The organism is Phascolarctobacterium faecium DSM 14760, assembly GCF_003269275.1.
Lineage (GTDB): Bacteria > Bacillota > Negativicutes > Acidaminococcales > Acidaminococcaceae > Phascolarctobacterium > Phascolarctobacterium faecium.
Genome location: NZ_QLTS01000002.1, coordinates 90,018 through 112,557, shown reverse-complemented (window position 1 = coordinate 112,557; position 22,540 = coordinate 90,018). Strand labels below are relative to the sequence as shown.

The following is a 22,540-nucleotide window of genomic DNA, read 5'->3' as shown; positions in this document are numbered from 1 at the left end:
AGCTGCCAAAGCAGCTCTTCTTTTATTTGGTCATAAGGCTATTTTGGCGAGATGATCGCCGTCAAGCCTATAGCCGTAATTTTTGCGCGGGTCCCAATAATTGACCCGTACAATGTCGCCCTCTTGTAAAGCTTTTTCTAATTCTGTGCTGTCTAAAAGCCCCTTGCGGGTAATAAGATTTGTCAGAATAGTAAAGTTTTCCGCCTGTACTTCGATAGAATTAGCGATACAGTCTTTGCCGCTGTCACTGCCGTCACTTTTCAGCAGATCAAGATAAACACTGCGTCCTTTCAGATATTCGCTGATATCAAAGGCAAGCTTGTCAATGCCTTTGGCATCCTGGTCAAAAAGTCGTGGAGTTTTATTAAAAACGACCACGATGCCTGCGTGAGCTTTGGCTAAGATGTTGATAGGTTTTCCGCCGTGTTTGTTTGGTATAGTCAAGTGAGCTGTGGCAGCGTCATTGGCTGTATCTATTTTAATCCTGGGAATACGGGCTTGAAGAGCATTTGCAATGTAGTTAACAATCGTCTGCAAATTCAACACCTCCGTAGCATTATTATAGCATTTGTCAATAAATTGAGTAGTTTTAAAAATTTACAAAATACTTGCATAATATTCACATGTATACATGCGAAGGAAATTTACAAAAGTAATTAAATAGTGTATACTAATTGTGTGAGCAAGGGTGAACTATGTCTTGCCGCACATTTATTTTGCGTATCACTGGAACCGATAAGGCCGGTTCCCATATCTTGTACTCTAATTAAAAGAAAGAAGGGGATCAAATGACAAAAATGAAAACTATGGACGGTAATACGGCAGCGGCGTATATATCTTATGCGTTCACCGATGTCGCAGCTATCTACCCTATTACCCCGTCCTCTACCATGGCCGAAGTTGTAGACGAATGGGCTGCTCAAGGTCAGAAAAATGTTTTTGGTCAAACTGTAAAAGTATTGGAAATGCAATCTGAAGCTGGTGCTGCCGGTGCCGTACACGGTTCTTTGCAGTCCGGTGCTTTAACAACAACCTACACTGCTTCGCAAGGTCTCCTTCTGATGATTCCTAATATGTACAAAATGGCAGGCGAACTGCTGCCGGGCGTGTTCCATGTTTCTGCCCGTGCTTTAGCTGCCAGCTCACTGTCTATTTTCGGCGACCACCAGGACGTTATGGCTACACGCCAGACAGGTTTTGCGCTGCTTGCTGAAAGCGGAGTACAGGAAGTTATGGATCTGTCGGCAGTGGCTCATTTGTCTGCTATCAAAGGTCGTGTTCCTTTTATTAACTTCTTTGACGGTTTCCGTACTTCCCACGAAATTCAGAAAATAGAAACTCTGGCTTATGATGATCTGGCTAAACTGATCGATTATGATGCGGTCACTGCTTTCCGTAATCGCGGGCTCAATCCCGATAATCCAGTCGTTCGCGGCACTGCTCAAAATCCTGATATCTATTTCCAGACCCGTGAAGCTGTAAACTCTTACTATGAAGCTTTGCCCGGTATCGTTGAAGAATATATGAACGAGATCAACAAGCTGACTGGACGTAAATATGGTCTGTTCAACTATTATGGTGCTCCGGATGCGGAAGAAATCATCATCGCTATGGGCAGTGCCTGCGAAACGATCCAGACTGTTGTCGAAAAACTCAACGCTGAAGGCAGGAAGGTCGGCCTTCTGGCTGTGCATCTGTATCGTCCGTTCTCGATCAAACATTTTATGGCTGCTGTTCCTAAAACAGTTAAACGTATTGCTGTTATGGACCGCACCAAAGAACCCGGTTCCTTTGGCGAACCGTTATACATGGATGTGCGCGGCGCTTTCTACGAAGCAGAGATTTCACCGCTCATCATCGGCGGCCGTTATGGCCTGGGCAGTAAAGAGCTGACTCCGTCTGAAGTGCTGGCGGTTTTTGAAAATCTTACTGCAGCAGAACCGAAAAATAATTTCACTGTAGGCATCGTTGACGATGTTACCAATACCTCTTTGGCGGTAACTACCTCGCTGGATACTACTCCTGCCTCTACCAAAAGCTGTAAATTCTGGGGCCTGGGCAGTGACGGCACTGTCGGCGCCAACAAAAGCGCGATCAAGATTATCGGCGACCATACGGATATGTATGCGCAGGGTTACTTCTCCTACGATTCTAAAAAATCCGGTGGTATCACTGTCTCGCATCTGCGCTTCGGGCATGAGCCGATCCGCGCTCCGTATCTGATCACTTTTGCAGACTTTGTAGCCGTACATAATCAGTCTTATGTAGACAAATATGATGTTACCGCAGGCCTGAAAAAAGGCGGTACCTTCCTTTTGAACTGCAACTGGTCTATGGAAGAGCTGGAAACGCATCTGCCGGGCAATATCAAACGCTACATTGCTAAAAATGCTGTTAATTTCTATACTATCGACGCGGTGAAGATCGCTCAGGAAATCGGTTTGGGCGGACGTATCAATATGATCATGCAGTCAGCCTTCTTCAAACTGGCGGATATTATTCCTTTGGCTGATGCCGTCAAGTATCTGAAAGAAGCTGTCGATCATTCCTACGGACTGAAAGGCCAGGCTATTCTTGACATGAACTATGCGGCTATCGACCGCGGTGTAGATGCTATTGTGAAGATCGATGTACCTGCAGCCTGGGCTGATGCTGCTGGTGACGCCAATATCGCAGTTACCGGCAACGAATTTATCGATAATATACTGACTCCAGTCAATCGTCTGGAAGGCGATAACCTGCCTGTCAGCACCTTTAATAAAAATGTCGACGGTACTTTCCCCAGCGGCACTTCCGCTTACGAAAAACGCGGTATCGCGATCAATGTACCGGAATGGCAAATGGATAAATGTATTCAGTGCAACCAATGTTCCTTCGTTTGCCCGCATGCAGTCATCCGTCCTGTTCTGATGACAGAAGCAGAAGCTGCCAACGCTCCGCAGGGACTGGAATACAAAGATGCCATCGGAGCTAAAGAACTTAAATTCCATATGGCTATTTCACCGCTGGATTGCACCGGCTGCGGCAACTGCGCGCAGGTTTGCCCGGCTAAAGAAAAAGCTCTGGTTATGAAACCTCTGGAAAGTCAATTGGCCAAAACTGCTCATTGGGATTATACTGCCCATCAGGTTACGGCCAAACCTAATCCGATGAACAAAAATACTGTCAAAGGCGTTCAGTTTGAACAGCCCTTGCTTGAGTTCTCCGGCGCCTGTGCCGGCTGCGGCGAAACTCCGTATGCCAAACTGGTTACACAGCTTGTTGGTGACCGCATGATGATCGCCAACGCTACGGGCTGTTCCTCTATCTGGGGGGCCAGTGCGCCTTCCATGCCGTATACTACTAACAGCAAAGGCCATGGTCCCAGCTGGGCAAATTCTCTTTTTGAGGATAATGCCGAATATGGTTTGGGTATGTACCTGGGTGTAAAACAATCCCGCGAGCGTGTTGCTGAAATGGTAAAAGCAGTTTTGGCTGCCGAGATTCCGGCTGATCTGAAAGCAGCAATGCAGGATTGGCTCGATAATATGGACGTCAGCGAAGGCACTCGTGAACGTGCGGAAGCATTGACGGCCGTTTTGGAAAAATATCAGGACCAATGCGATAAATGCGCAGCTCTGTATAAAGAAAAACAATTCTTTGTCAAACGCAGTCATTGGATCTTTGGCGGCGACGGCTGGGCTTATGACATCGGTTACGGCGGTCTGGATCATGTTCTGGCTTCGGGTGAAAACGTTAACGTTATGGTTTTTGATACCGAAGTTTATTCAAATACCGGTGGTCAATCGTCCAAAGCCACACCGGCTGCAGCTATTGCCAAATTTGCTGCCAGCGGCAAAAAGACCAAGAAAAAAGATCTGGGCATGATGGCCATGAGCTATGGTTATGTTTATGTGGCCCAGATTTCTATGGGTGCCGATAAGAATCAAACTTTGAAGGCGATTGCAGAAGCGGAAGCTTATGACGGACCGTCCCTTATCATTGCTTATGCTCCGTGTATCAACCACGGATTGAAAGCGGGTATGGGCTGCAGCCAGCTGGAAGCTAAACTTGCTGTAGACTGCGGTTATTGGGCAACCTACCGTTATAATCCTGCTTTGAAAGAAAAAGGTGAGAATCCTTTCGTATTGGATTCTAAAGAGCCTACTGCTGATTTCAGAGAGTTCCTTTTGGGCGAAGTTCGTTATTCTTCCCTGCTCAAACAGTATCCTGAAACAGCTGAAGCACTGTTCGCCAAAACTGAACAGGATGCTAAAGAACGTTTGAATAACTATAAACGTTTGGCTGGCAAAGCATAAGCCCTGCTGTAATAAAAAACAAACCGCCGTCGGTTTTGACGGCGGTTTTTGTTTTCGGGTGTGCTGTGCAGTCTACGGCATTCAAGAGGTATTTGTTGGAACTTGACGAGAAGGCATATTTGCCGTATAATATCAAAATAGCACGGAGAGGTGGTCGAGTGGTTTAAGGCTCTGGTCTTGAAAACCAGCGAGGTGCAAGCCTCCGTGGGTTCGAATCCCACCCTCTCCGCCATATTTTTACAACAGCGTTGTAGGGGCCTCGTAATAAATATTTGCGTTGGTACTCTTGAAAAAAATATCAGGATAGTGTATACTATCCAAGTAAGTCAAACGGAGTGGTACTCAAGTGGCTGAAGAGGACGGTTTGCTAAATCGTTAGACGGGGTGACTCGTGCGTGGGTTCGAATCCCACCCACTCCGCCACTATTAAAAGTTTCAGAGCCTTCGAGATTTTTCTCGAAGGCTCTTTTTCTATGTCTGGATAAAGTTTTAAAAGTTTTTCTGGTTTAAATACGCTGTTTCTGTGTAATAAACTTATCAGAAAATGAATAGAAAAAAATTTAAAGTGGCTTTTTATGAAGAAATAGTTGAATATTTGGAAGTTAGTAATACAATGAAAACATAACTTTGTTAAGCTTGAGGGGGCGAAAATAGTGAAATCAGAAAATAATATTGTTGAGGGTGCGCTCAAGGTCCACAAACTTACCTTTTGGGAAGCTGCCATGATCATTGTCGGCGCTAACATCGGGTCCGGCATTTTAGGACTGGCCTATTCGGCCAGAAAAGCCGGCTGGCCGGTATTGATGCTGTGGCTGATCATAGCAGGATTTTTTACGACGGCGTCAATGCTGTATGTGGCTGAAACTACGTTAAGGACCAGAAAGGTCATGCAGCTGCCGGGACTTGCTAAAAAATATGTGGGCGAGCTGGGAGCCTGGCTTGTCTTTATCTCAGTGGCGGCAAATACCATTGGCTGCCTGATTGCTTATACTAATGGCAGCGGCAGGATTTTAAGCGAGATGTTCGGTCTTTCTACACAGATCGGCAGTTTGCTTTTTTCTGTTCCGGCTGTTATTGTAGTCTGGTTTGGCCTGAAAGCGACCGGCGTAGCTGAGAAAGTTATCAGCTTTGGAATGATGGCGTTGCTGGCGGTGATCATAGCAGCATCTTTTTTAGCTGAGAACTCTGATTTGTCCAATGCGATTTTTACAAACTGGACTTATGCGATACCGGTTTTCAATGTTGCGATCTTTTGTTATATCGCTCAGTATGCCGTTCCTGAACTGGCAAGAGGTTTGGCACATGATCAGCAGAAGCTGGCGCCGGCTATTGTTACGGGAATGTCATTGACGATGGTTTTGCTGGCTTTGGTGCCGCTGGCAGTACTTTCTTTGACGGGGCCGGAAAATGTAACGCAGGTAGCAACTATTGCCTGGGGCAAGGCTTTGGGGGAATGGGCCTTTTTTACGGCCAATCTATTTGCTCTTGCTGCGATGATGACTTCCTATTGGGCAGTTGCCGGCAGTTTTCTTACCAACATCGTGGATAAGTTTAATTTTAAATCGGAGGACGATGTTAAGACCAGGCTGTTTGTTTTGGCATGTGTGGTTATTCCTCCGTTTATTTTGGCGTATAGCGGCTTGGTAAGCTTTGTCGACGCTATTTATCTGGCTGGTACGTTCGGCGGTGTCATTATGTCCGTGCTTCCTGTTTTGATGCTGCGTTCGGCAAGGAAAACAGGTGATATGGAACCTTCATGGCAATGCGGCTGGATAGCGTCTGCCTGGGTGCAGTGGTCAATGATCGTTTTATTCTGCGGTGCTGCTTTGTATGCTGTTTTAGGGTTGTTTGGCCTGCTGCCTGCAGCCTGGTAAGGAGATGACGAAAATGAAAATTTTTGCAAAAGATAAAGTCGTTTTTAACTTCAGTAAAGCTAATCAGCCGGTATATTTTGTGGAACCCGGAGAAACGTTTTGGGTCGAAACCGATGATTGTTATAGCGGGCAGATAAAAACAGAAACGGTTTTAAGACCTGATATCGATATAAGCATTATGGACTGTTCTGTGGGTCCTATCGCTGTGAGCGGGGCTGAACCGGGTGACGTTCTCTGCGTTGAGGTACTGGCTATTCAGCTGGCTGAGCAGGGGGTGATGGTTACATCTCCCGGTTTGGGAGTGCTGGGTGAAAAAATCACAGAAGCGCACACTAAAATAATTCCCATCAAAAATGGCTTTGCTGAATTCAATGAAAAAATAAGACTGCCGTTAACGCCGATGATCGGCGTGCTTGGCGTTGCTCCGGCGGAAGGCAGCGTGCATTGCGCTGTTCCAGGTGATCACGGTTCTAATATGGATACCAAGCTCATTAAGGTCGGCTCCAAAGTGTATTTGCCGGTATTTGTCAGCGGTGCCAATTTGGCGTTGGGCGATCTGCATGCCTGTATGGGTGACGGCGAGCTGAGCGGGACGGGAATAGAGACAGCCGGCAGAGTATGCCTGCAGGTGGAAGTTATCAAAGACCGGAAGCTGGCGCGTCCGATGCTTGAAACTCCTGATGCTGTTTATACGCTGGCCAGCAGAGCTGATATTCAGGAAGCTATCCAAACAGCAGTGCATGACATGGTAGAATTTTTAATGCTGAAAAAAGAATTGGATTTTGCTGATGCCTACAGACTGTTGAGTGCTGCCTGCGATATTCAGATCAGCCAGTTGGTGAATGATAATATCACTGTAAGGGTAAAAGCACCGAAACTGGATCTGCAGTTGGAGTCTGTTTTCTGAAACAGCAGAATAAACATAAAAAAATAAAACCACCCTGTTTATTACGGGTGGTTTTATTTTCAGCCCAGGCCGTTGAAGCGTGCCAAAGTATCATAAACTGTATGCGCCAGCTTATTTTTGTAAGCAGCAGGCAGCTGTTTTAAAACAGCAGATTCTTCTATCAAAGCTGCCAGGCTGTTTAAATTCGACATTTGGCAGCAGTTGGGCAGCAGGATATTGCTGATGATCAGCGACAGAGCGGGCAAATGTGTTTCCGGCTCCTGCTGCCAGTTATCAGGCAGGGCTTGTGCTATTGCAGTTTCTAAAAGAGTGGCGATATTTGTCATGATAGACCTCGGTTTTCGGTTTCTTGAAAATAGTATAACATAGGAAGGCTGATGTTGCTGAAACTGTAGACAAAAAAGAATTAATAGCATATAATTTGATGTAATATAAATAAAATAGTTAGAAGAATTTCAATAATATGCTTGTGTAATAATTTATGGGGAATTAAAAAGTTGGGTGTGAAAACGTGTACCATTATAAATTACAGGTATTGATTTTAAGCCAGGATAATCGTATATATGATGCTGTCAGTGCTCTTGAACCGCTGGCTGGTTTTGAGCACGAGCTGCTTTTAAGGCAGTCGGCAGACGCAGCTGTTAAAACTGCTGATGTTATTGTCTGTGAATTGTCAGGAGCAGTTTTGGCAGAGCTTGTCAAAAACTCTAAGCCGGATGCCGCAATAGTTTTTTGTGCTGAGCCGCAAACTGCAGAGCAGCTGGATGCAGCTGTTTACCAGTCGCTGACAGATCTTTGGATCAGGCCATGTACTGAAGCTTTTGTGGCTTTTAGGCTGCACAGACTTTTTGAACATATCAAGATCATAAAAGACTGTCATCTGGCGCAGCGTTATCTTGATACCGGAATCAACAGTATTCCCAGCCTGATCTGGTTTAAAGATATCCGCGGCGCGCATTTAAAGGTCAATGACAGTTTTTGCCGTGCCGTTGGTAAGACCAAGGCAGATGTTGAAGGCCGCGGCCATTATTATATCTGGGATATGAAAAAGGAAGAATACGAGCAGGGTGAGTATATTTGTCTGGAATCGGAAGAGATCGTCCTGCAGGAAAAGAAAACCTGTATTTTCGACGAAAAGGTCAAAACTAAGCATGGAATGCGGCAGTTTAAGACTTACAAGTCGCCGATTTTTGATGATAATGAGCAGTTGATCGGCACTGTTGGCATCGCGCACGACGTCACTGATCTGGAAAATATGGGGGCGGAGCTGGAAGTTATCCTGCGTAATCTTCCTTTTGCGGTTTTGCTGACTAACGAGGCCGGCAAGATCATCAATGCCAATGATATCTGCTCGCAGTATTTTACAGAAGGAAAAGAAGCTATGATCGGGCAGGAGTATCAGCAGTGGAAGCAGCAGAATTTAGCTGATATGAGTGAGATCAATGCAAAAGGCTATGCCGATGCAAAAGTGCTTGTCGGTCGGCGTGAAAAAAATCTGGAGATTTACGAAAAGCCTATTTTTGATGTTTTCGGTACGGCTGTAGGTATGCTGTGTATGTGCCGCGACGTAACCGTTGAACGGCTGCTGGAAAAGAAAATTATTTACAGTGCCAACACCGACCAGCTGACAGATCTTTATAACCGCCGTTATTTTTATGAATATATGACGCGTAATAAAATCATGTCTAAGCATGTCAACCTTTTTTATATCGACCTTGATAATTTTAAAAAGATCAACGATGAATATGGACATCAGGCCGGAGATACGGTTTTGGTAATGGTAGCCAAGCTGCTGAAGCAGACCTTCGGAGCTGAATTTATTGCCCGTGTCGGCGGCGACGAGTTTTTAGCGGTAGTTTTAGGCTCGAAGACAGATGCGGAGCTGGCAATTTTGGCAGAAAGATTTTTGAGCAGTCTGCAGCAGACGATTGCCGACAATGCTAAGTTCGCCGTGCTGTCAGCCAGCATCGGCATTGCCGTCAGTAATGCGCTTACGGATGTCGACCTGCTGATACGTCAGAGTGACTCGGCCTTGTACGAAGCCAAAAGAAACGGCAAGAAACAGTATAAAATATATCACAAATGACCATAAAAGCACTTTGCCGGGTATATAAAGGTAAAGTGCTTTTAGTTTTCCGGCGTATCAGAAAAAATTTATTGATATTTTAACAATGATAATGTAATTATTATTTGTTGCAATTATAATCATTAATGGTTAAAATTAAGATATAAATAAAATATATTGATAAAAGGAGCGATTATTATGGCAGTTGTACATATTACTAATGAAACTTTCGAAAAAGAAGTTATGCAGGCTGAAGGGAAAGTCCTGGTAGATTTTTGGGCATCCTGGTGCGGCCCCTGCCGTATGCTGGGACCGGTTATTGATCAGCTTGGCAGCGAACTGACTGATGTGAAAGTCTGCAAGATCGATGTTGATGCCAATCAGGATCTGGCAGCAAAGTATAAAGTTGAAACGATTCCTACCCTGGTCGTGTTTGAAGGCGGCAAGGAAGTGAAACGTTCTGTCGGCGTACAGCCGAAGCCGGCTATTTTGGCAATGCTGAAATAAATTGCGGCTGGGAAGCGGTGAAACTATGACTGAAAAACAAATTATGACTGATGTTTTGATCGTCGGCGCAGGTACTGCGGGTTTGACGGCGGCAGTCTATGCCGCTCGTGCTGGTAAATCTGTTAAACTGGTCGAGCAGTATTTGCAGGGCGGGCAGATCATCAATGCTTCGCATGTAGAGAATTTCCCCGGCTTTGAATCCATTGCCGGCTTTGAATTTGCCGAAGCACTTTATAATCAGGCTATCAAAATGGGTGCGGAAATCGTTTACGATAAAGTGACCGGACTGCAGGATTACGGCAGCCATAAAGGCGTACAGACTGAATATGGCGGCGAACTGCTTGCAAAAGCAGTGATTCTGGCGACCGGTGCGCGGGTGCGTCCGCTGGGACTGGAAAATGAAGACCGTTTTATTGGTTCCGGCGTTTCCTACTGCGCTACCTGTGACGGAGCCTTTTTTAAAGATAAAAACGTGGCCGTCGTCGGCGGCGGTAATACAGCGCTCGATGATGCGCTGGTATTGAGCTTTACCAGTAAAAAGGTTTATCTCATCCATCGCAGCGATACTTTCAGCGGCGAAAAACGGTTGCTGGAAAAGCTGCAGGAGCATGATAACGTTGTTTTCATTCTTGACAGTGAAGTAACAGCAATCAATGGCTCTGAACGGCTGGAGTCGCTGGGCATCCGCAATAAGGTCAGCGGCGAGGAACAGACGCTGGATGTCGATGCCGTTTTTATCGCTATCGGCCATGTTCCGGATAATAAAGCTTTCGCGTCTTTGGTTGAGCTGGACGCTTATGGTTACATTAAAACTGATGAAAATTGTGCGACTTCCTGTCCCGGCATTTATGCTGCCGGCGACGGCCGCGTTAAAAAGGTGCGCCAGCTGACGACGGCTGCCGCTGATGGTACGGAAGCTGCCCTGGCGGCTTGCGATTACATTGACCTTTTATGATGGACGAATGGGTGGAACAATCTTTTTTAAGGATCGTGATACCTGATGAATATTGATTTGGATATGTACCAAATGACTGCTGTAGCAGTAGTTGTATACTATGTTGGCCTGCGTTTAAAACGCAGGTTCAATATTTTTGACCAGTACTGTATCCCGGCTCCGGTTATCGGCGGCGTTCTGTTTTCTCTGCTGAATCTTGTCATGACGACCGGAGGCTTTTGGCATTTGACGCTGGATACATCGCTGCAGGGATTTTTTATGACGATGTTTTTTACCAGCATTGGTTATACGGCCAGCTTGCGTATGCTGAAAGAAGGCGGACTCAGCGTTTTGAAGCTGGTAGCTGTCTGCGCCGTGCTTATCGTTCTGCAGAACCTTGTTGGTATCGGACTGGCCTCTGTTTTTAATTTGGGGCCGCTGATCGGTATGGCGACGGGTTCGATCCCTATGGTCGGCGGGCATGGTACGGCTGGTTCCTTCGGTCCTCTGCTCGAACAGATGGGCGCGCAGGGGGCGGCGACTGTGGCTATTGCTGCGGCAACCTTCGGTCTGGTTATGGGCAGCGTTATCGGCGGGCCGATCGCCCGTTATCTGATCGATAAAGACAATCTTTTCTGTTTTGAATGTGTGCAGGAGCCTGTGCATAAAACTCCTGTTGTCGGGAAGGAAGCTTATGCTGTCGATAAAGAATATTTCCTTTTCGGCATCGGTCAGCTTTTGGTGGCAATGGGTATCGGTTCCTGGATCACAGGCCTGATAACATCTTTTGGTGTTACCTTCCCGTCGTACATTGGTGCGATGCTGGCGGCTGCTGTTATTCGCAACCTGTCCGACCTGACCGGAAGGTACGAAGTTTTTTCCAAAGAAATCGACGTTATGGGCAGCGTGTCGCTGTCGATCTTCCTTTCAATGGCACTGATGGGCCTGAAATTGTGGCAGCTCAGCGAACTGGCACTGCCGCTGGTGGTAATGCTGCTGGCGCAGACGGCGATGATGGCTTTGTTTGCCCGCTTTGTTATTTTCAATTTAATGGGGCGCGATTATGAGGCCGCTGTTATTACCGCTGCCGGCTGTGGCTTCGGTATGGGTGCCACGCCTAATGCCATGGCTAATATGAATGCTATCGTTGCACGTTACGGGCCGGCGCCTAAAGCTTATTTTATCGTACCTTTGGTCGGCAGTCTGTTCATTGATTTTATCAATGCCTTTATTATTACCCTGTTTTTGAATATGTTTTAAAGTGCTGTTAATAAAAAATACCACCCTTTGGGTGGTATTTTTTTATTTTGCTTATTTTCTTTTTACTTAAAACCTTCCAGCAGTTTGTTAAAGTTTGCCTGCGGCATTTTTTCAACGTTTTTAATAGTGTTGAAACCGGCAAGGCCGCTGGCCTGTTCGTAAGAAGCGCGGTCGTTTTCATACAGCAGCCCGGTCAGCATACCTTCTTTTTCCATAATATGCCGTGCGGCCGCACCTTTATCATGCGGGTCGTAGCCGGCAATATCTTTGACGTCGCTCAGATGCTCGCGGAACCATTCATAAGTATTGGTATGGTTAAAAGTTACGCAGGGGCTGAACACATTCACGAAGGAAAAACCCTCGTGACGTACGGCTGCGACGATCAGATCTACCAGCTGCGGCAGCTGGGCTGAAAAGCCCTGCGCTACAAAAGTTGCTCCGGAAGCTAAAGCCAGTTCCAAAGCAGCGATCGGGGTCTCGATATTGCCTGTCGGCGTGGTCTTGGTTTTAAAGCCAACATCACTGCGGGGAGATGTCTGACCTTTGGTAAGGCCATAGACATGATTATCCATCAGGATATAAGTGATATTGACGTTGCGGCGCATAGCATGGATAGTATGCGCTGTGCCAATGGCAAAGCCGTCGCCGTCGCCGCCGCAGGCGATAACGGTCAATTCAGGGTTTGCCAGCTTAACGCCCTGGGCAAAAGGCAGAGCGCGGCCATGAGTTGTATGCATGCCGTAGGCGTATAGATAACCGCCGATACGGCCGCTGCAGCCAATGCCGGAAACCAGTGCCAGCTGATGCGGTTCCAGATTTAGTTTTACTGCTGCCTGCTGCAGAGCCATTTGAACGGCGTAATCACCGCAGCCCGGACACCAGTTGGGTTTTACCTGATTTTGAAAACTAGCTAAAGTCGACATCTTACAGCACCTCCTTGCATTTGGCCAGCAATTCTTCTTTATAGAAAATATCACCGTTGTATTTTAAGATAGAATGCAGCTCCGGACAGGGCGGTACATTCATTTTTATCAGCCGTGCCAGCTGTGCCGTGGCATTGTGCTCGACGACGACGATTTTTTTCGCTTCCTGCAGATAATGGTTGAGAGCGCAGACCGGGAATGGCGATAACAGGCGAATCTGGACATGATTGACGCGCAGCCCTTTTTCGCGCAGCTCCTCAGCCACTTCGCTGATGACGGCGCGGGTGCCTGCCATACCAATGATCAGCAGATCGCTTTGCGGATAGGGAGCGTCTTCATAAAGCGGGCTTTCAAATGTATCAACAACGCTGCGGACCTTGCGCAGGCGTTTATCGGACTGTGCTGTACGCATGGCCCTGTTTTCGGAAGGCCGGCCAACTTCATCATGCTCCAGCCCGGTGCCGAGGCTGATGCCGTTTGGCGTGCCCGGCAGGACTCGCATGGAAATGCTGCCTTCTGCTTCCAGATCATAGCGTTTAAAATACTCCGGCGATTTGATTTCCGGCAATCCGTCCTTGACCAGCTTGCCGCGCCGCACCTGCAGTTTGCCGTAATCAAGGCTGGTTACGGACTGTTTGCCTAAAGACAGCTGCAGGTCAGAAAGCACGATGACCGGACATTGATATTCTTCAGCCAGATTAAAGGCTTCAAAAGTGTCGTAAAAAGATTCTTCTATAGAAGAAGGCGAAATAACGATTTTGGCAGTGTCGCCGTGTGTATTATAGATCGCTGCCATCAGGTCCGACTGCTCATGCTTGGTCGGCAGGCCGGTACTGGGGCCGCCTCTTTGTGTATCGATCACGACCAGCGGGGTCTCTGTCATTTCCGCCAGGCCGATTGCTTCCGCCATCAGCGATAAGCCTGGGCCTGCTGTCGCAGTAAAAGCGCGGGCGCCGGCATAAGCTGCGCCGATCGCCATCGTGCAGGCCGAGATCTCGTCTTCCGTCTGCAGCATCACGCCGCCTTCGGCAGGTGCGTATTTTACCATATATTCCATAATTTCTGAAGAGGGAGTTATCGGATAGGCCGACATGAATTTGGCGCCCGAGGTCAAAGCCCCCAGAGCTACTGCTTCATTGCCCAACATAAACAGCTTCGGCTGTGGATTTTCCAGTTCCGGCATCGTAAAGGCTGCCAGCAGATCATGATAATTATTTTTAATATATTCGTAGCCTGTTTCCAGCGCCAGGCGGTTTGTCTCCATGACCTCGGCGCCTTTGCGGCCGTATTGTTTTTCCAGCAGCGGCAGCAGTTTGGCAGTATCGATGCCCAGTAAAGCGGCGGTGATGCCTAAAGCCAGAATGTTTTTCGGCAGTGTTGTACCGTCTGCTTTGCTCAGTTCGTTCCAGGATAGAGCAACAGTGCGTACCTTTGGCTTTTTACCTTCCAGCCAGGCAGTATCGGTAACTAAAATGCCTTCGGCTGTCAGTTCAGGCGCATCCACCTCTAGTGTGTCCGGGTCCATCGCGATCAGCAGATTGCAGCTGCTGGCGATCGTAGCTACCGGATGGTTGGCGATACGCAGCTTATAGCTGGTGTGGCCGCCCTTGATCCGGGACGAAAACTGACGGTAACCATACACGTCATAGCCCAGAGAGCATAAAGCTGCGGCGAAAATCTCACCCAGGCTCTCTAAGCCTTCGCCCTGCTGGCCGCCGGCCTTCCACGATAATTCTTGTTTTTTCATACAATATCCCTCCTTATTAAAAGGTTTTTTAGTACAGGTATTTACCCGGGAGAAGTTTAAAAAATTCACCCTGTGCAGATAAGTTTCTGTATCTATAGTTTAACCTATTTCTGCGGAAAATAGCAGTAGCAATTAGATTTAAAAACTTTTTAAATATGTTGAAAATAGCCTGCAGATACGGCAGTACAGCTGCAAATAAGTAATTTATAAAAGCATAGCCTGTAAAAATAATTTTTCGTTGGCAAACAGGACGCGGCAACGCTTTGGTAAAAACAGCGAATTATCCGAAAATAAAGAAAAATGCAATCATTAGTTATATTTTTAACAAAATAACTTGCAATAATTCTGAAAATAATGTAAAATATGTCCAAACAATGAATTATATATAGGATAATAATTGTTTTTTAACCTGTTTATAATGCGTTGAGGAAAGTATCGAAGCAAAGCAGTGCGCCGAGTAGAGGAAACTAGGTAACTCGCATGAAGCAAACTGATGCGCACAGATTCCTTTCCGGGACGTTTTATAAAAATAAAACATTTCCGAAGGAGGAAATAACAATGAAAAAATCTTTAGTATTAGCAATGGCTATGGCTTTGGGTGTAACTGCTTCTGCCTATGCTGCAAACCCCTTCTCCGATGTACCTGCAGGTCATTGGGCATATGATTCCGTAAACAAACTGGCAGCAGCTGATATCGTTGACGGTTATGGCAACGGCACTTTCGGTGGCGATCGTCTGATGACCCGTTACGAAATGGCTCAAATCGTAGCTAAAGCAATGGCAAAAGGCGCTAACGTAGACCGTTTGGCAGCTGAATTTGCTGACGAACTGGACAGCCTTGGTGTTCGCGTTGCAGCTTTGGAGAAAAAATCCGACAACGTTAAAATCAACGCTCAAATCCGTGCTATGTATCAATCTTATGACAAACATACTAACTTAAATGGTACTAATGCTACTAGCACTCTGCGTTCTCGTATCTGGCTCAACGGCCAAATAAACGAAGACTGGAAATATGTTGGCATGTTGCAGAACGAACAAGATTTGCTCAACGATGAAGGCGATGAGAAAACTGAATTCCAACGCGCATTCGTTACCGGCCGTATCGGTGGCGTTAAAGTAGAAGCTGGCCGTAATAACACTGCATTGGGCTTGGGCGTTGGCAATATCCTCAGCCATCGTACCGATGCTGTAAAACTTGGTTTTGGTAAAGATTTGAAAGTCGGCTTCCAATATGGCAAAATCTCCAGTGGAGATAATAGTAAAAAAGCTGATAAATACATGGCAGCTACTTTGGGCGGCGAAATCGGCAAATTGGGCTTGAACGCTGGTTATGTCAAAGCTGACGAAGTTGTTAAACTTGGCCAAGATGATAAAATCTGGTATGTAGGCGCTGACTACAAATTTGGTGACTTCACAGTTGATGCTACTTATTTAAAATCTGATGTAGATAAAGTTAATACTATGTCTGTTGATGAAGATGGTTATGTAATTGGTTTGGCATATAAAGGCGCTAAAGCAGCTAAAGCTGGTACTTATGGCGTTTATGCTAAATACTATGACCAGGGCGCTGGCACTTATATTCATCATGGCATGAATACCGATTTAGCTAACGATTTCAATAAAGAAGGCGGTTTCAAAGGTTATATGCTGGGCGTAAACTACGCTTTCGCTAAAAATATCGTTGCAGCTGTTGAGTACTCTGATTTTGATGCAAAAGAAACTGATAAAAATGACAAGACCATTTGGTCTGAAGTTGTCTTCACTTTCTAATTTTAGTGAACCTGCTTCTTCAAGGGCGATCTTAAGATCGCCCTTTTTTATATCTTAGGATTAAAATCATTGAATGTATCATTCAAACTTTATTATAATAATTGTCATATTATCTGCTTTGACTCTATTTTTTTTGTTTGTTTTATGATAAAATAACTTATAATTGATAGTTATTTGAAGGAGGTTATATCGATGAAAAATATTCTGCGCTATTTATTGTTGGCTTTAGTTGTGATTGGTTTTACTGTCCCCGTTTTCGGTAAAGCCGAAGCCGCTAAAATAGCTATTCTGCCGCTGGCGAATAATGTAGCTGATGATGAGCTTTCCGGTCAGGTTTTCTTTAATGAATGTATGGATTATTTCAAATTCCCCGAATTTGATATGGTTGATGATGCTGTGCTTGACAAAGCTTTGAAGGAAGAAAATTATGCTGTTGTTGGCAAAAATGGCCCTGACGAAGCAATGCTCAAACGTATCATGGCTAAAACAGGCGCTGATATGGCATTGATGATGAGTTTGGATGAACTGAGCCTGGAGCCGCAGATGGGTATGATTGAAGATTATTATAAATTTAAAATCAAAGCCCGTATCATGTATGTCAACGGCATTACCGGGAAGGTCACAAAAGACCGTATTAACGATGAGGAACTGGTTGAATATCCTGTTATCGCCCGTACTGATTATGAACACAATGAATTCCGTAACCATGTGATTCGCGAACTGAAAAAAGTTGCTAAATTTTAATATTTTTTCTAAAACCGGCAATCTTTATGATTGCCGGTTTTAATTATTATATTTATAAGTTCGATTTATAATTATAATTTATAAAATTGCATAATAAAAGATGAAAAGAAAATCAGATTACATTTTTACTGCATAAAAATAAAAAATACTTGTCAAAATCGTAAAAACGCGGTAAAGTAAATTAAGTTTATAATCAGTTGATTAAGGAATAATCTCTATAGTTGGATTTGCAGAGGAAACAAGGCAACTCGCCGCAATGCTTGCTAAAGAAGTTATTCTAAAACAGCAAAATTATAAACTTAATAATTTCCTGAGGAGGAATAACAATGAAAAAATCTTTAGTATTAGCAATGGCAATGGCATTGGGCGTAACTGCTTCTGCCTATGCTGCAAACCCTTTCTCCGATGTACCTGCAGGTCATTGGGCATATGATTCCGTAAACAAACTGGCAGCAGCTGGTATCGTTGACGGTTATGGCAACGGCACTTTCGGCGGCGATCGCCTGATGACCCGTTACGAAATGGCACAAATCGTAGCAAAAGCAATGGCAAAAGGCGCAAACGTAGACCGTTTGGCAGCTGAATTTGCTGACGAACTGGACAGCCTTGGCGTACGCGTTGCAGCTTTGGAGAAAAAATCTGACAACGTAAAAATCACTGGTGAAGCTCGTTTCCGTTACGCAGATTCAAAAGGTAAAGGCAATGTAGCTGACAGTTATGTTGGTGATTTACGTTCTCGTATTTGGATCACTGGACAAGTTAACGATGACTGGTCTTACACCGGTATGATCCAAAATATTCAGGATTTTGCAGGCGACTATACAGGTGATGAAAAAACTGATTTCCAACGCGCTTATGTACAGGGTAAATTAGGCGGTATGGCTGTTACCGCTGGTCGTTACAATGCATTCTTTGCTGACGGTAATATCTATGATAACCGTGCTGATGGTGTTGAACTTTCCTATGGCGATAAAGTAAAATTATCTTTGGCTGCTGGTAAAGCAACTGATGAAATTACTAAATTATATGTACTTGAAGGAACCACTGGTGGTAACTATGCAGGCGGCGCTCTTTCTGCTGATTTCGGTGCTGTAAATGCTACTGCTGGTTACTATAACTTTAAAGATATTCTGCAAAAAGATTCTGGTATTGACAATGCTATTTGGTTTGTAGGAGCTGGAACTTCTTTCGGCGATTTTGGTTTAAATGCAATGTATTTGAAAGGTGATGCTAGTTATCAAGGACATGACCTTGATGGTCTTGATGATGATGGCTACACTGTTGGTTTGACTTGGAAAGGCGCTGAGGCTGCCAAAGCTGGTTCCTATGGTCTGTTTGCTAACTACTATGATTTGGGTGGCCAAACCTATATCGCACACACTACTGATGCAGACACCTTTGACGGCGAAGGTTTTAAAGGTTATGGCGTAGGTGCTAACTACACTGTTGCTAAAAACATGGTCTTTACTGCTGCCTATTATGATACTAAATCTAAATTGAACAGCAGCGACAAAGACAAAATCATCTGGACCGACCTGACCTTCACTTTCTAATTTAACTGAATTAGATACTGTAAATTTAAAAGCGGCTGCTTAGGCAGCCGCTTTTTTCAACAAAACAGTTTTTGATTTTTCGGAAATGTGTTAAGATATCTTCAGATGCTTTTTACTGAAGGAGGTAAATAATGAAAAAATTCTTTAATTATGTGCTTTTGGCGTTAGTAACGGTTTGCTTTGCTCTGCCGTTAGGCGGTAAGGCTGAAGCGGCTAAAGTAGCCGTTGTGCCGCTGGCTAATCATGTTGCCGGTGATGAACTGGCCGGTACCATTTACATGCAGGAAGCTTTGGCACTGTTCCGTTATCCGGAATTTGACCTTTTGGGTGAGGATGTAGTGCTGGAAGCTATCGGCAGTGAAAATGGCCTTGCTGATTACAGCAAAGCCGCTTTAGAGAAGGTAGCTCAGGCTACCGGCGCTGACATTGTAGTGGCTATGCAGCTGGATAAACTGGATGCTAAGCGGATGCCGCAGCGTAAAGAAGCAACTTTGAAAATGGATCTGCGCGGTAAATTTGCTTCGCTGAATACTGTTACCGGTGCTTATTATTATAAAGACCTGCGTGACACCAGAACGATCGAGGAAGCCGTTACTGTACGCGGTGACTGGGAGCATGAAGTATTGCAGAATGTAGTGCGTAATGCCTTTAAAAAGGTTGCGGGAAAATAACCTGTAGTTTGATAAAAAATAACGTCAGCCATTAAGGCTGACGTTATTTTTTATCATTTATATTTTTAAAGGAAACGTAATAAAATTTAACAAAGGTTCTTGTGAAAAAAGCAAATTTGTATCTCCTCTTGTTTTTTACAGTTAAAATGTGCTAAGATGTTCAGAGTAGACATCTAATCTGGTATAGAGGAGGCTCTTTAATGAAAAAAATTATGAATTTTGTACTAATGGCTGTTTTGGCTGTTTGTTTTGTACTGCCGGCAGCAGGTAAGGCTGAAGCTGCAAAATTGGCTGTTGTTCCGCTGGCTAACCATGTAGAAGATAACACTACTGCAAGTATGATTTACATGGAAGAGATCATGGATACGTTTAAGTTTCCTGAGTTTGATATGATTGCCGAGGACGTTGTGGATAAGGCGGTAGGCAGCAGGAATATTTCTGATTTCAGTAAAGCCAACCTGGAACGTATTGCCCGTGAAAGCGGTGCGGATATCGTTATTGCCATGTCGCTTGATAAACTGGATGACAAAGCTTTGTTTCCCCGTCGCGAGCCTACTTTGAAGCTGGATATGAGCGGTGAGTTTGCATTTTTGAACAAAGTTACCGGCAGATATTATGTTAAAAAGTATTCTGACGATATGGAAATTGAAGAGATTTTGACTGTACGCAGTGATTGGAAGAGCGAAGAATTTGCCAAGACTGTACGCAGTTATTTGAAAAAGGTGACCCAATTTAAATAGGCTTATTATTGAAAGGGGCAGCTGATCATAGATCAGCTGCCCCTTTTTTGGTTCCTGCTGTCAGTCACCTTCTCCTCCCGATTGAGAAGGGTCGAATTTCCATTTGCGCTGACGTTCAAAATCACTGTCATTCTTACGTTTTTTGTCTTTTTTATGGTGACGGTTTTCCTCTGTGCGTTTTTTCTCTTCCTGACGTTCCCAGCGTTCACGGTCCCGGCGCTCTTGCTTGTCGGATTCATATTCTTTGCCGCGCCGTTTTTTTTCACGGTTCCAGGCTTCCTGTTCTTTGCGTTCCCTATCGGCCATGCCCAGGGTTATGTTCGTATAACTGCTGACGTTTTGATAACAGCTGTTTCGAGAGGGGGTCGGAATAATATTATTTGAGGCTTCGGAGCTGAATGAAGGCAGGCAGGCTGCCAGGATGATACCTGCTGTAAGTAGCGTTTTTTTCATTTTAGGACCTCCTTTATATTCGTAATTTACTTATTCTAACATAATTCATTTGTTATATACAATGGCCTTATTTTATAAGAATAGAGATAGGATAGGCGAAAATAATTTTTGGTGTAATAATGCAATTTTAAAAAATAAAATTATAGGATATTGGCAGAAAAAATAATTAAAAGCTTATAAAATGATGAATTTACTGATTTTTAGTTAAAATAAATAAATAGTAATTAACCTTGCAAAAAGGAAGGCCAGTGTTTAGAATATATAAAAGCTTATACTTTTAGATCAAAAAAATAATGAAATGGATTTCCGTAAGTAGAGGAAACAAGGCAACTCGCACTAAAGGAGATTCGGAATTATTTATTTGAGCGCAAAGTCTTTATAAGCTTAATAAATTTCCGAGGAGGAAAGAAACATGAAAAAATCTTTAGTACTTGCAATGGCAATGGCATTGGGCGTAACTGCTTCTGCCTATGCTGCAAATCCCTTCTCCGATGTGCCGGCAGGCCATTGGGCGTATGATTCCGTAAACAAGCTGGCGGCAGCTGGTATCGTTGACGGTTATGGCAACGGCACTTTTGGTGGCGATCGCCTGATGACCCGTTATGAAATGGCACAAATAGTAGCAAAAGCAATGGCCAAAGGCGCTAACGTAGATCGTTTGGCAGCTGAATTTGCTGACGAACTGGACAGCCTTGGCGTACGTGTTGCAGCTTTGGAGAAAAAATCTGATAATGTTAAAATTACAGGTGAGTTCCGTGCTTTGTATGCTAACCATGAAGGTAAAGGCAGCATTTCCAACGATTATGAAAGCACTTTGCGTTCCCGTATCTGGATCACAGGTCAGATCAATGACGGCTGGAAATATACCGGTATGCTGCAGAACACGCAGGATCTGTCTACTGATTCCGGTGACGAAAGCACTGATTTCCAACGTGCCTATCTGGAAGGCCGACTCGGCGGTATGGATGTAACTGCCGGCCGTTACAATGCATTCTTTGCTGACGGTAATATCTATGATAATCGTGCTGATGGCGTGGAAGTTTCTTACGGCGATAAAATCAAGATCATTGGTGCCGCTGGTAAGGCAACTGACGATCTCGATAAGCTGGGCGTTTCCGGAACTACCGGCGGCAGCTATGCCGGCGGCGCTGTAGTTGCTGATTTCGGTAAATTCAACGCGTCTGCAGGTTACTATAACTTTAAAGACATTTTAGCTAAAAACAGTAAACTTGATAATGCAATCTGGTTCGTAGGTGCTGGTACTGAGTTTGGCGATTTTGCTTTGAATGCCATGTACCTTAAAGGCGATATGAGCTATCATGATGTTGATCTTGACGGCCTTGATGATGACGGCTGGACTGTAGGGTTGACCTTCAAGGGTGCGGAAGCGGCTAAAAAAGGTTCCTGGGGCCTGTTTGCCAACTATTATGATTTAGGCGGACAAACCTATATTGCTCATACTACTGATGCTAATACCTTTGACGGACAAGGTTTTAAAGGTTATGGTGTAGGTGCAAATTATACTGTTGCTAAAAATATGGTTTTAACTGCTGCTTACTATGATACTAAATCTAAATTTGATACCAGTGATAAAGACAAAATCATGTGGACTGATCTGACGATCACTTTCTAAGACAGATTTTTGCAGTTAATTAAATAATCTGAACTAAAAACGGCCGCATATGCGGCCGTTTTTGTATACTTTGGAACAAGTAAGAAAATTTTTTTCAAGAGAATACATAAAGCGGAAAAAATGGATTTTAAAATATAGGCGATTTATTATTATCAAAAGCAAAAGAAAAGTGGAATTTACTGATTTTTAGTTAAATTAAATAAATATAAAATAGTATTGCAAAAACTAGAAACGCACGCTAAAATAAACTAAAGCTTATAGTTTTTAAAGTTTATAATAATTGAAAAGCGGATGGCCGTAGAGGAAACTAGGTAACTCGTATGGCGCATTCCTTAGGAAATTGTTATGAGCTGAAAAACTTGGCTTAATAAATTTCCGAGGAGGAAAGAAACATGAAAAAATCTTTAGTACTTGCAATGGCAATGGCATTGGGCGTAACTGCTTCTGCCTATGCTGCAAAC

Annotated in this window: 18 protein-coding genes and 2 tRNA genes; 15 read left to right on the top strand and 5 right to left on the bottom strand. The window is 44.5% G+C overall.

Annotation, left to right across the window (positions count from 1 at the left end):
* Positions 1–30 precede the first annotated feature (30 nt).
* On the bottom strand, positions 31–537 hold the full coding sequence (locus tag C8D73_RS04365; RefSeq protein ID WP_021718109.1) for a hypothetical protein: 507 nt from the start codon (positions 535–537) through the stop codon (positions 31–33).
* Between the two features lie 251 nt (positions 538–788).
* Between C8D73_RS04365 and nifJ the strand changes: the two genes are divergently transcribed.
* The 5 genes from nifJ to C8D73_RS04340 all read left to right on the top strand — a co-directional run bounded on the left by nifJ (position 789) and on the right by C8D73_RS04340 (position 7,079).
* Positions 789–4,298 carry a pyruvate:ferredoxin (flavodoxin) oxidoreductase gene (gene nifJ, locus C8D73_RS04360; protein ID WP_113077430.1) on the top strand — a complete coding sequence of 1,170 codons (3,510 nt, stop codon included), beginning with the start codon at positions 789–791 and terminating at the stop codon, positions 4,296–4,298.
* 144 nt (positions 4,299–4,442) lie between these two features.
* Positions 4,443–4,530: transfer RNA gene (locus tag C8D73_RS04355), tRNA-Ser, on the top strand.
* A gap of 100 nt (positions 4,531–4,630) precedes the next feature.
* Positions 4,631–4,721 (top strand) — tRNA-Ser (locus C8D73_RS04350).
* Between the two features lie 230 nt (positions 4,722–4,951).
* Positions 4,952–6,172, top strand: a complete 1,221-nt coding sequence (locus C8D73_RS04345; protein ID WP_021718105.1) for an aromatic amino acid transport family protein — start codon at positions 4,952–4,954, stop codon at positions 6,170–6,172.
* 13 nt (positions 6,173–6,185) lie between these two features.
* Complete coding sequence (locus C8D73_RS04340; protein ID WP_046430934.1) at positions 6,186–7,079, top strand: acetamidase/formamidase family protein; 894 nt, start codon at positions 6,186–6,188, stop codon at positions 7,077–7,079.
* A gap of 59 nt (positions 7,080–7,138) precedes the next feature.
* Here the strand turns inward: C8D73_RS04340 and C8D73_RS04335 are convergent, their stop codons facing one another.
* Complete coding sequence (locus tag C8D73_RS04335) at positions 7,139–7,405, bottom strand: hypothetical protein (RefSeq protein WP_046430933.1); 267 nt, start codon at positions 7,403–7,405, stop codon at positions 7,139–7,141.
* A gap of 185 nt (positions 7,406–7,590) precedes the next feature.
* On the opposite strand from C8D73_RS04335, the gene C8D73_RS04330 reads away from it, so the two are divergent.
* The 4 genes from C8D73_RS04330 (at position 7,591) to gltS (ending at position 11,845) form a co-directional block, all read left to right on the top strand.
* The gene (locus C8D73_RS04330) at positions 7,591–9,165 is read left to right on the top strand and encodes a sensor domain-containing diguanylate cyclase (protein WP_046430931.1); all 1,575 of its coding nucleotides are present in this window, start codon (positions 7,591–7,593) and stop codon (positions 9,163–9,165) included.
* Positions 9,166–9,342: 177 nt separating this feature from the next.
* Positions 9,343–9,651 carry a thioredoxin gene (gene trxA, locus C8D73_RS04325; protein WP_021718101.1) on the top strand — a complete coding sequence of 103 codons (309 nt, stop codon included), beginning with the start codon at positions 9,343–9,345 and terminating at the stop codon, positions 9,649–9,651.
* 25 nt (positions 9,652–9,676) lie between these two features.
* Positions 9,677–10,606, top strand: coding sequence for an NAD(P)/FAD-dependent oxidoreductase (locus C8D73_RS04320; protein ID WP_211305778.1), 930 nt, complete (start codon positions 9,677–9,679; stop codon positions 10,604–10,606).
* A gap of 45 nt (positions 10,607–10,651) precedes the next feature.
* Complete coding sequence (gene gltS, locus C8D73_RS04315) at positions 10,652–11,845, top strand: sodium/glutamate symporter (protein ID WP_021718099.1); 1,194 nt, start codon at positions 10,652–10,654, stop codon at positions 11,843–11,845.
* A gap of 62 nt (positions 11,846–11,907) precedes the next feature.
* Here gltS and C8D73_RS04310 read toward each other — a convergent pair whose 3' ends face one another.
* Together C8D73_RS04310 and C8D73_RS04305 are read right to left on the bottom strand one after the other, a co-directional pair.
* Entirely contained in the window at positions 11,908–12,768 is an 861-nt protein-coding gene (locus C8D73_RS04310) for a 2-oxoacid:ferredoxin oxidoreductase subunit beta (RefSeq protein WP_021718098.1), read from the bottom strand.
* 1 nt (position 12,769) lies between these two features.
* On the bottom strand, positions 12,770–14,515 hold the full coding sequence (locus tag C8D73_RS04305) for a 2-oxoacid:acceptor oxidoreductase subunit alpha (RefSeq protein ID WP_113077429.1): 1,746 nt from the start codon (positions 14,513–14,515) through the stop codon (positions 12,770–12,772).
* Between the two features lie 558 nt (positions 14,516–15,073).
* On the opposite strand from C8D73_RS04305, the gene C8D73_RS04300 reads away from it, so the two are divergent.
* The 5 genes from C8D73_RS04300 to C8D73_RS04280 all read left to right on the top strand — a co-directional run bounded on the left by C8D73_RS04300 (position 15,074) and on the right by C8D73_RS04280 (position 19,993).
* Positions 15,074–16,285 (top strand): porin, encoded by a 1,212-nt coding sequence (locus tag C8D73_RS04300; RefSeq protein ID WP_113077428.1) that lies wholly within the window; start codon positions 15,074–15,076, stop codon positions 16,283–16,285.
* Positions 16,286–16,477: 192 nt separating this feature from the next.
* On the top strand, positions 16,478–17,029 hold the full coding sequence (locus tag C8D73_RS04295) for a hypothetical protein (protein WP_113077427.1): 552 nt from the start codon (positions 16,478–16,480) through the stop codon (positions 17,027–17,029).
* 326 nt (positions 17,030–17,355) lie between these two features.
* The gene (locus tag C8D73_RS04290) at positions 17,356–18,582 is read left to right on the top strand and encodes an S-layer homology domain-containing protein (protein ID WP_021718094.1); all 1,227 of its coding nucleotides are present in this window, start codon (positions 17,356–17,358) and stop codon (positions 18,580–18,582) included.
* 131 nt (positions 18,583–18,713) lie between these two features.
* Positions 18,714–19,253, top strand: a complete 540-nt coding sequence (locus C8D73_RS04285) for a hypothetical protein (RefSeq protein WP_113077426.1) — start codon at positions 18,714–18,716, stop codon at positions 19,251–19,253.
* 200 nt (positions 19,254–19,453) lie between these two features.
* Positions 19,454–19,993 carry a hypothetical protein gene (locus C8D73_RS04280; RefSeq protein ID WP_021718092.1) on the top strand — a complete coding sequence of 180 codons (540 nt, stop codon included), beginning with the start codon at positions 19,454–19,456 and terminating at the stop codon, positions 19,991–19,993.
* Between the two features lie 60 nt (positions 19,994–20,053).
* On the opposite strand, the gene C8D73_RS04275 is transcribed toward C8D73_RS04280, so the two are convergent.
* Positions 20,054–20,446: a hypothetical protein gene (locus C8D73_RS04275; protein WP_113077425.1), complete on the bottom strand. Its 393-nt coding sequence runs from the start codon at positions 20,444–20,446 to the stop codon at positions 20,054–20,056.
* Positions 20,447–20,858: 412 nt separating this feature from the next.
* On the opposite strand from C8D73_RS04275, the gene C8D73_RS04270 reads away from it, so the two are divergent.
* Positions 20,859–22,079 (top strand): S-layer homology domain-containing protein, encoded by a 1,221-nt coding sequence (locus C8D73_RS04270; RefSeq protein ID WP_113077424.1) that lies wholly within the window; start codon positions 20,859–20,861, stop codon positions 22,077–22,079.
* The last annotated feature ends 461 nt before the right edge of the window (positions 22,080–22,540 follow it).

Excerpts from the sequence above, each read along its gene's own strand:
- nifJ (WP_113077430.1), top strand. The coding sequence starts at position 789 with ATGACAAAAATGAAAACTATGGACGGTAATACGGCAGCGGCGTATATA.
- C8D73_RS04340 (WP_046430934.1), top strand. The coding sequence starts at position 6,186 with ATGAAAATTTTTGCAAAAGATAAAGTCGTTTTTAACTTCAGTAAAGCT.
- C8D73_RS04335 (WP_046430933.1), bottom strand. The coding sequence starts at position 7,405 with ATGACAAATATCGCCACTCTTTTAGAAACTGCAATAGCACAAGCCCTG.
- trxA (WP_021718101.1), top strand. The coding sequence starts at position 9,343 with ATGGCAGTTGTACATATTACTAATGAAACTTTCGAAAAAGAAGTTATG.
- C8D73_RS04320 (WP_211305778.1), top strand. The coding sequence starts at position 9,677 with ATGACTGAAAAACAAATTATGACTGATGTTTTGATCGTCGGCGCAGGT.
- gltS (WP_021718099.1), top strand. The coding sequence starts at position 10,652 with ATGAATATTGATTTGGATATGTACCAAATGACTGCTGTAGCAGTAGTT.
- C8D73_RS04310 (WP_021718098.1), bottom strand. The coding sequence starts at position 12,768 with ATGTCGACTTTAGCTAGTTTTCAAAATCAGGTAAAACCCAACTGGTGT.
- C8D73_RS04305 (WP_113077429.1), bottom strand. The coding sequence starts at position 14,515 with ATGAAAAAACAAGAATTATCGTGGAAGGCCGGCGGCCAGCAGGGCGAA.
- C8D73_RS04300 (WP_113077428.1), top strand. The coding sequence starts at position 15,074 with ATGAAAAAATCTTTAGTATTAGCAATGGCTATGGCTTTGGGTGTAACT.
- C8D73_RS04295 (WP_113077427.1), top strand. The coding sequence starts at position 16,478 with ATGAAAAATATTCTGCGCTATTTATTGTTGGCTTTAGTTGTGATTGGT.
- C8D73_RS04290 (WP_021718094.1), top strand. The coding sequence starts at position 17,356 with ATGAAAAAATCTTTAGTATTAGCAATGGCAATGGCATTGGGCGTAACT.
- C8D73_RS04285 (WP_113077426.1), top strand. The coding sequence starts at position 18,714 with ATGAAAAAATTCTTTAATTATGTGCTTTTGGCGTTAGTAACGGTTTGC.
- C8D73_RS04280 (WP_021718092.1), top strand. The coding sequence starts at position 19,454 with ATGAAAAAAATTATGAATTTTGTACTAATGGCTGTTTTGGCTGTTTGT.
- C8D73_RS04275 (WP_113077425.1), bottom strand. The coding sequence starts at position 20,446 with ATGAAAAAAACGCTACTTACAGCAGGTATCATCCTGGCAGCCTGCCTG.
- C8D73_RS04270 (WP_113077424.1), top strand. The coding sequence starts at position 20,859 with ATGAAAAAATCTTTAGTACTTGCAATGGCAATGGCATTGGGCGTAACT.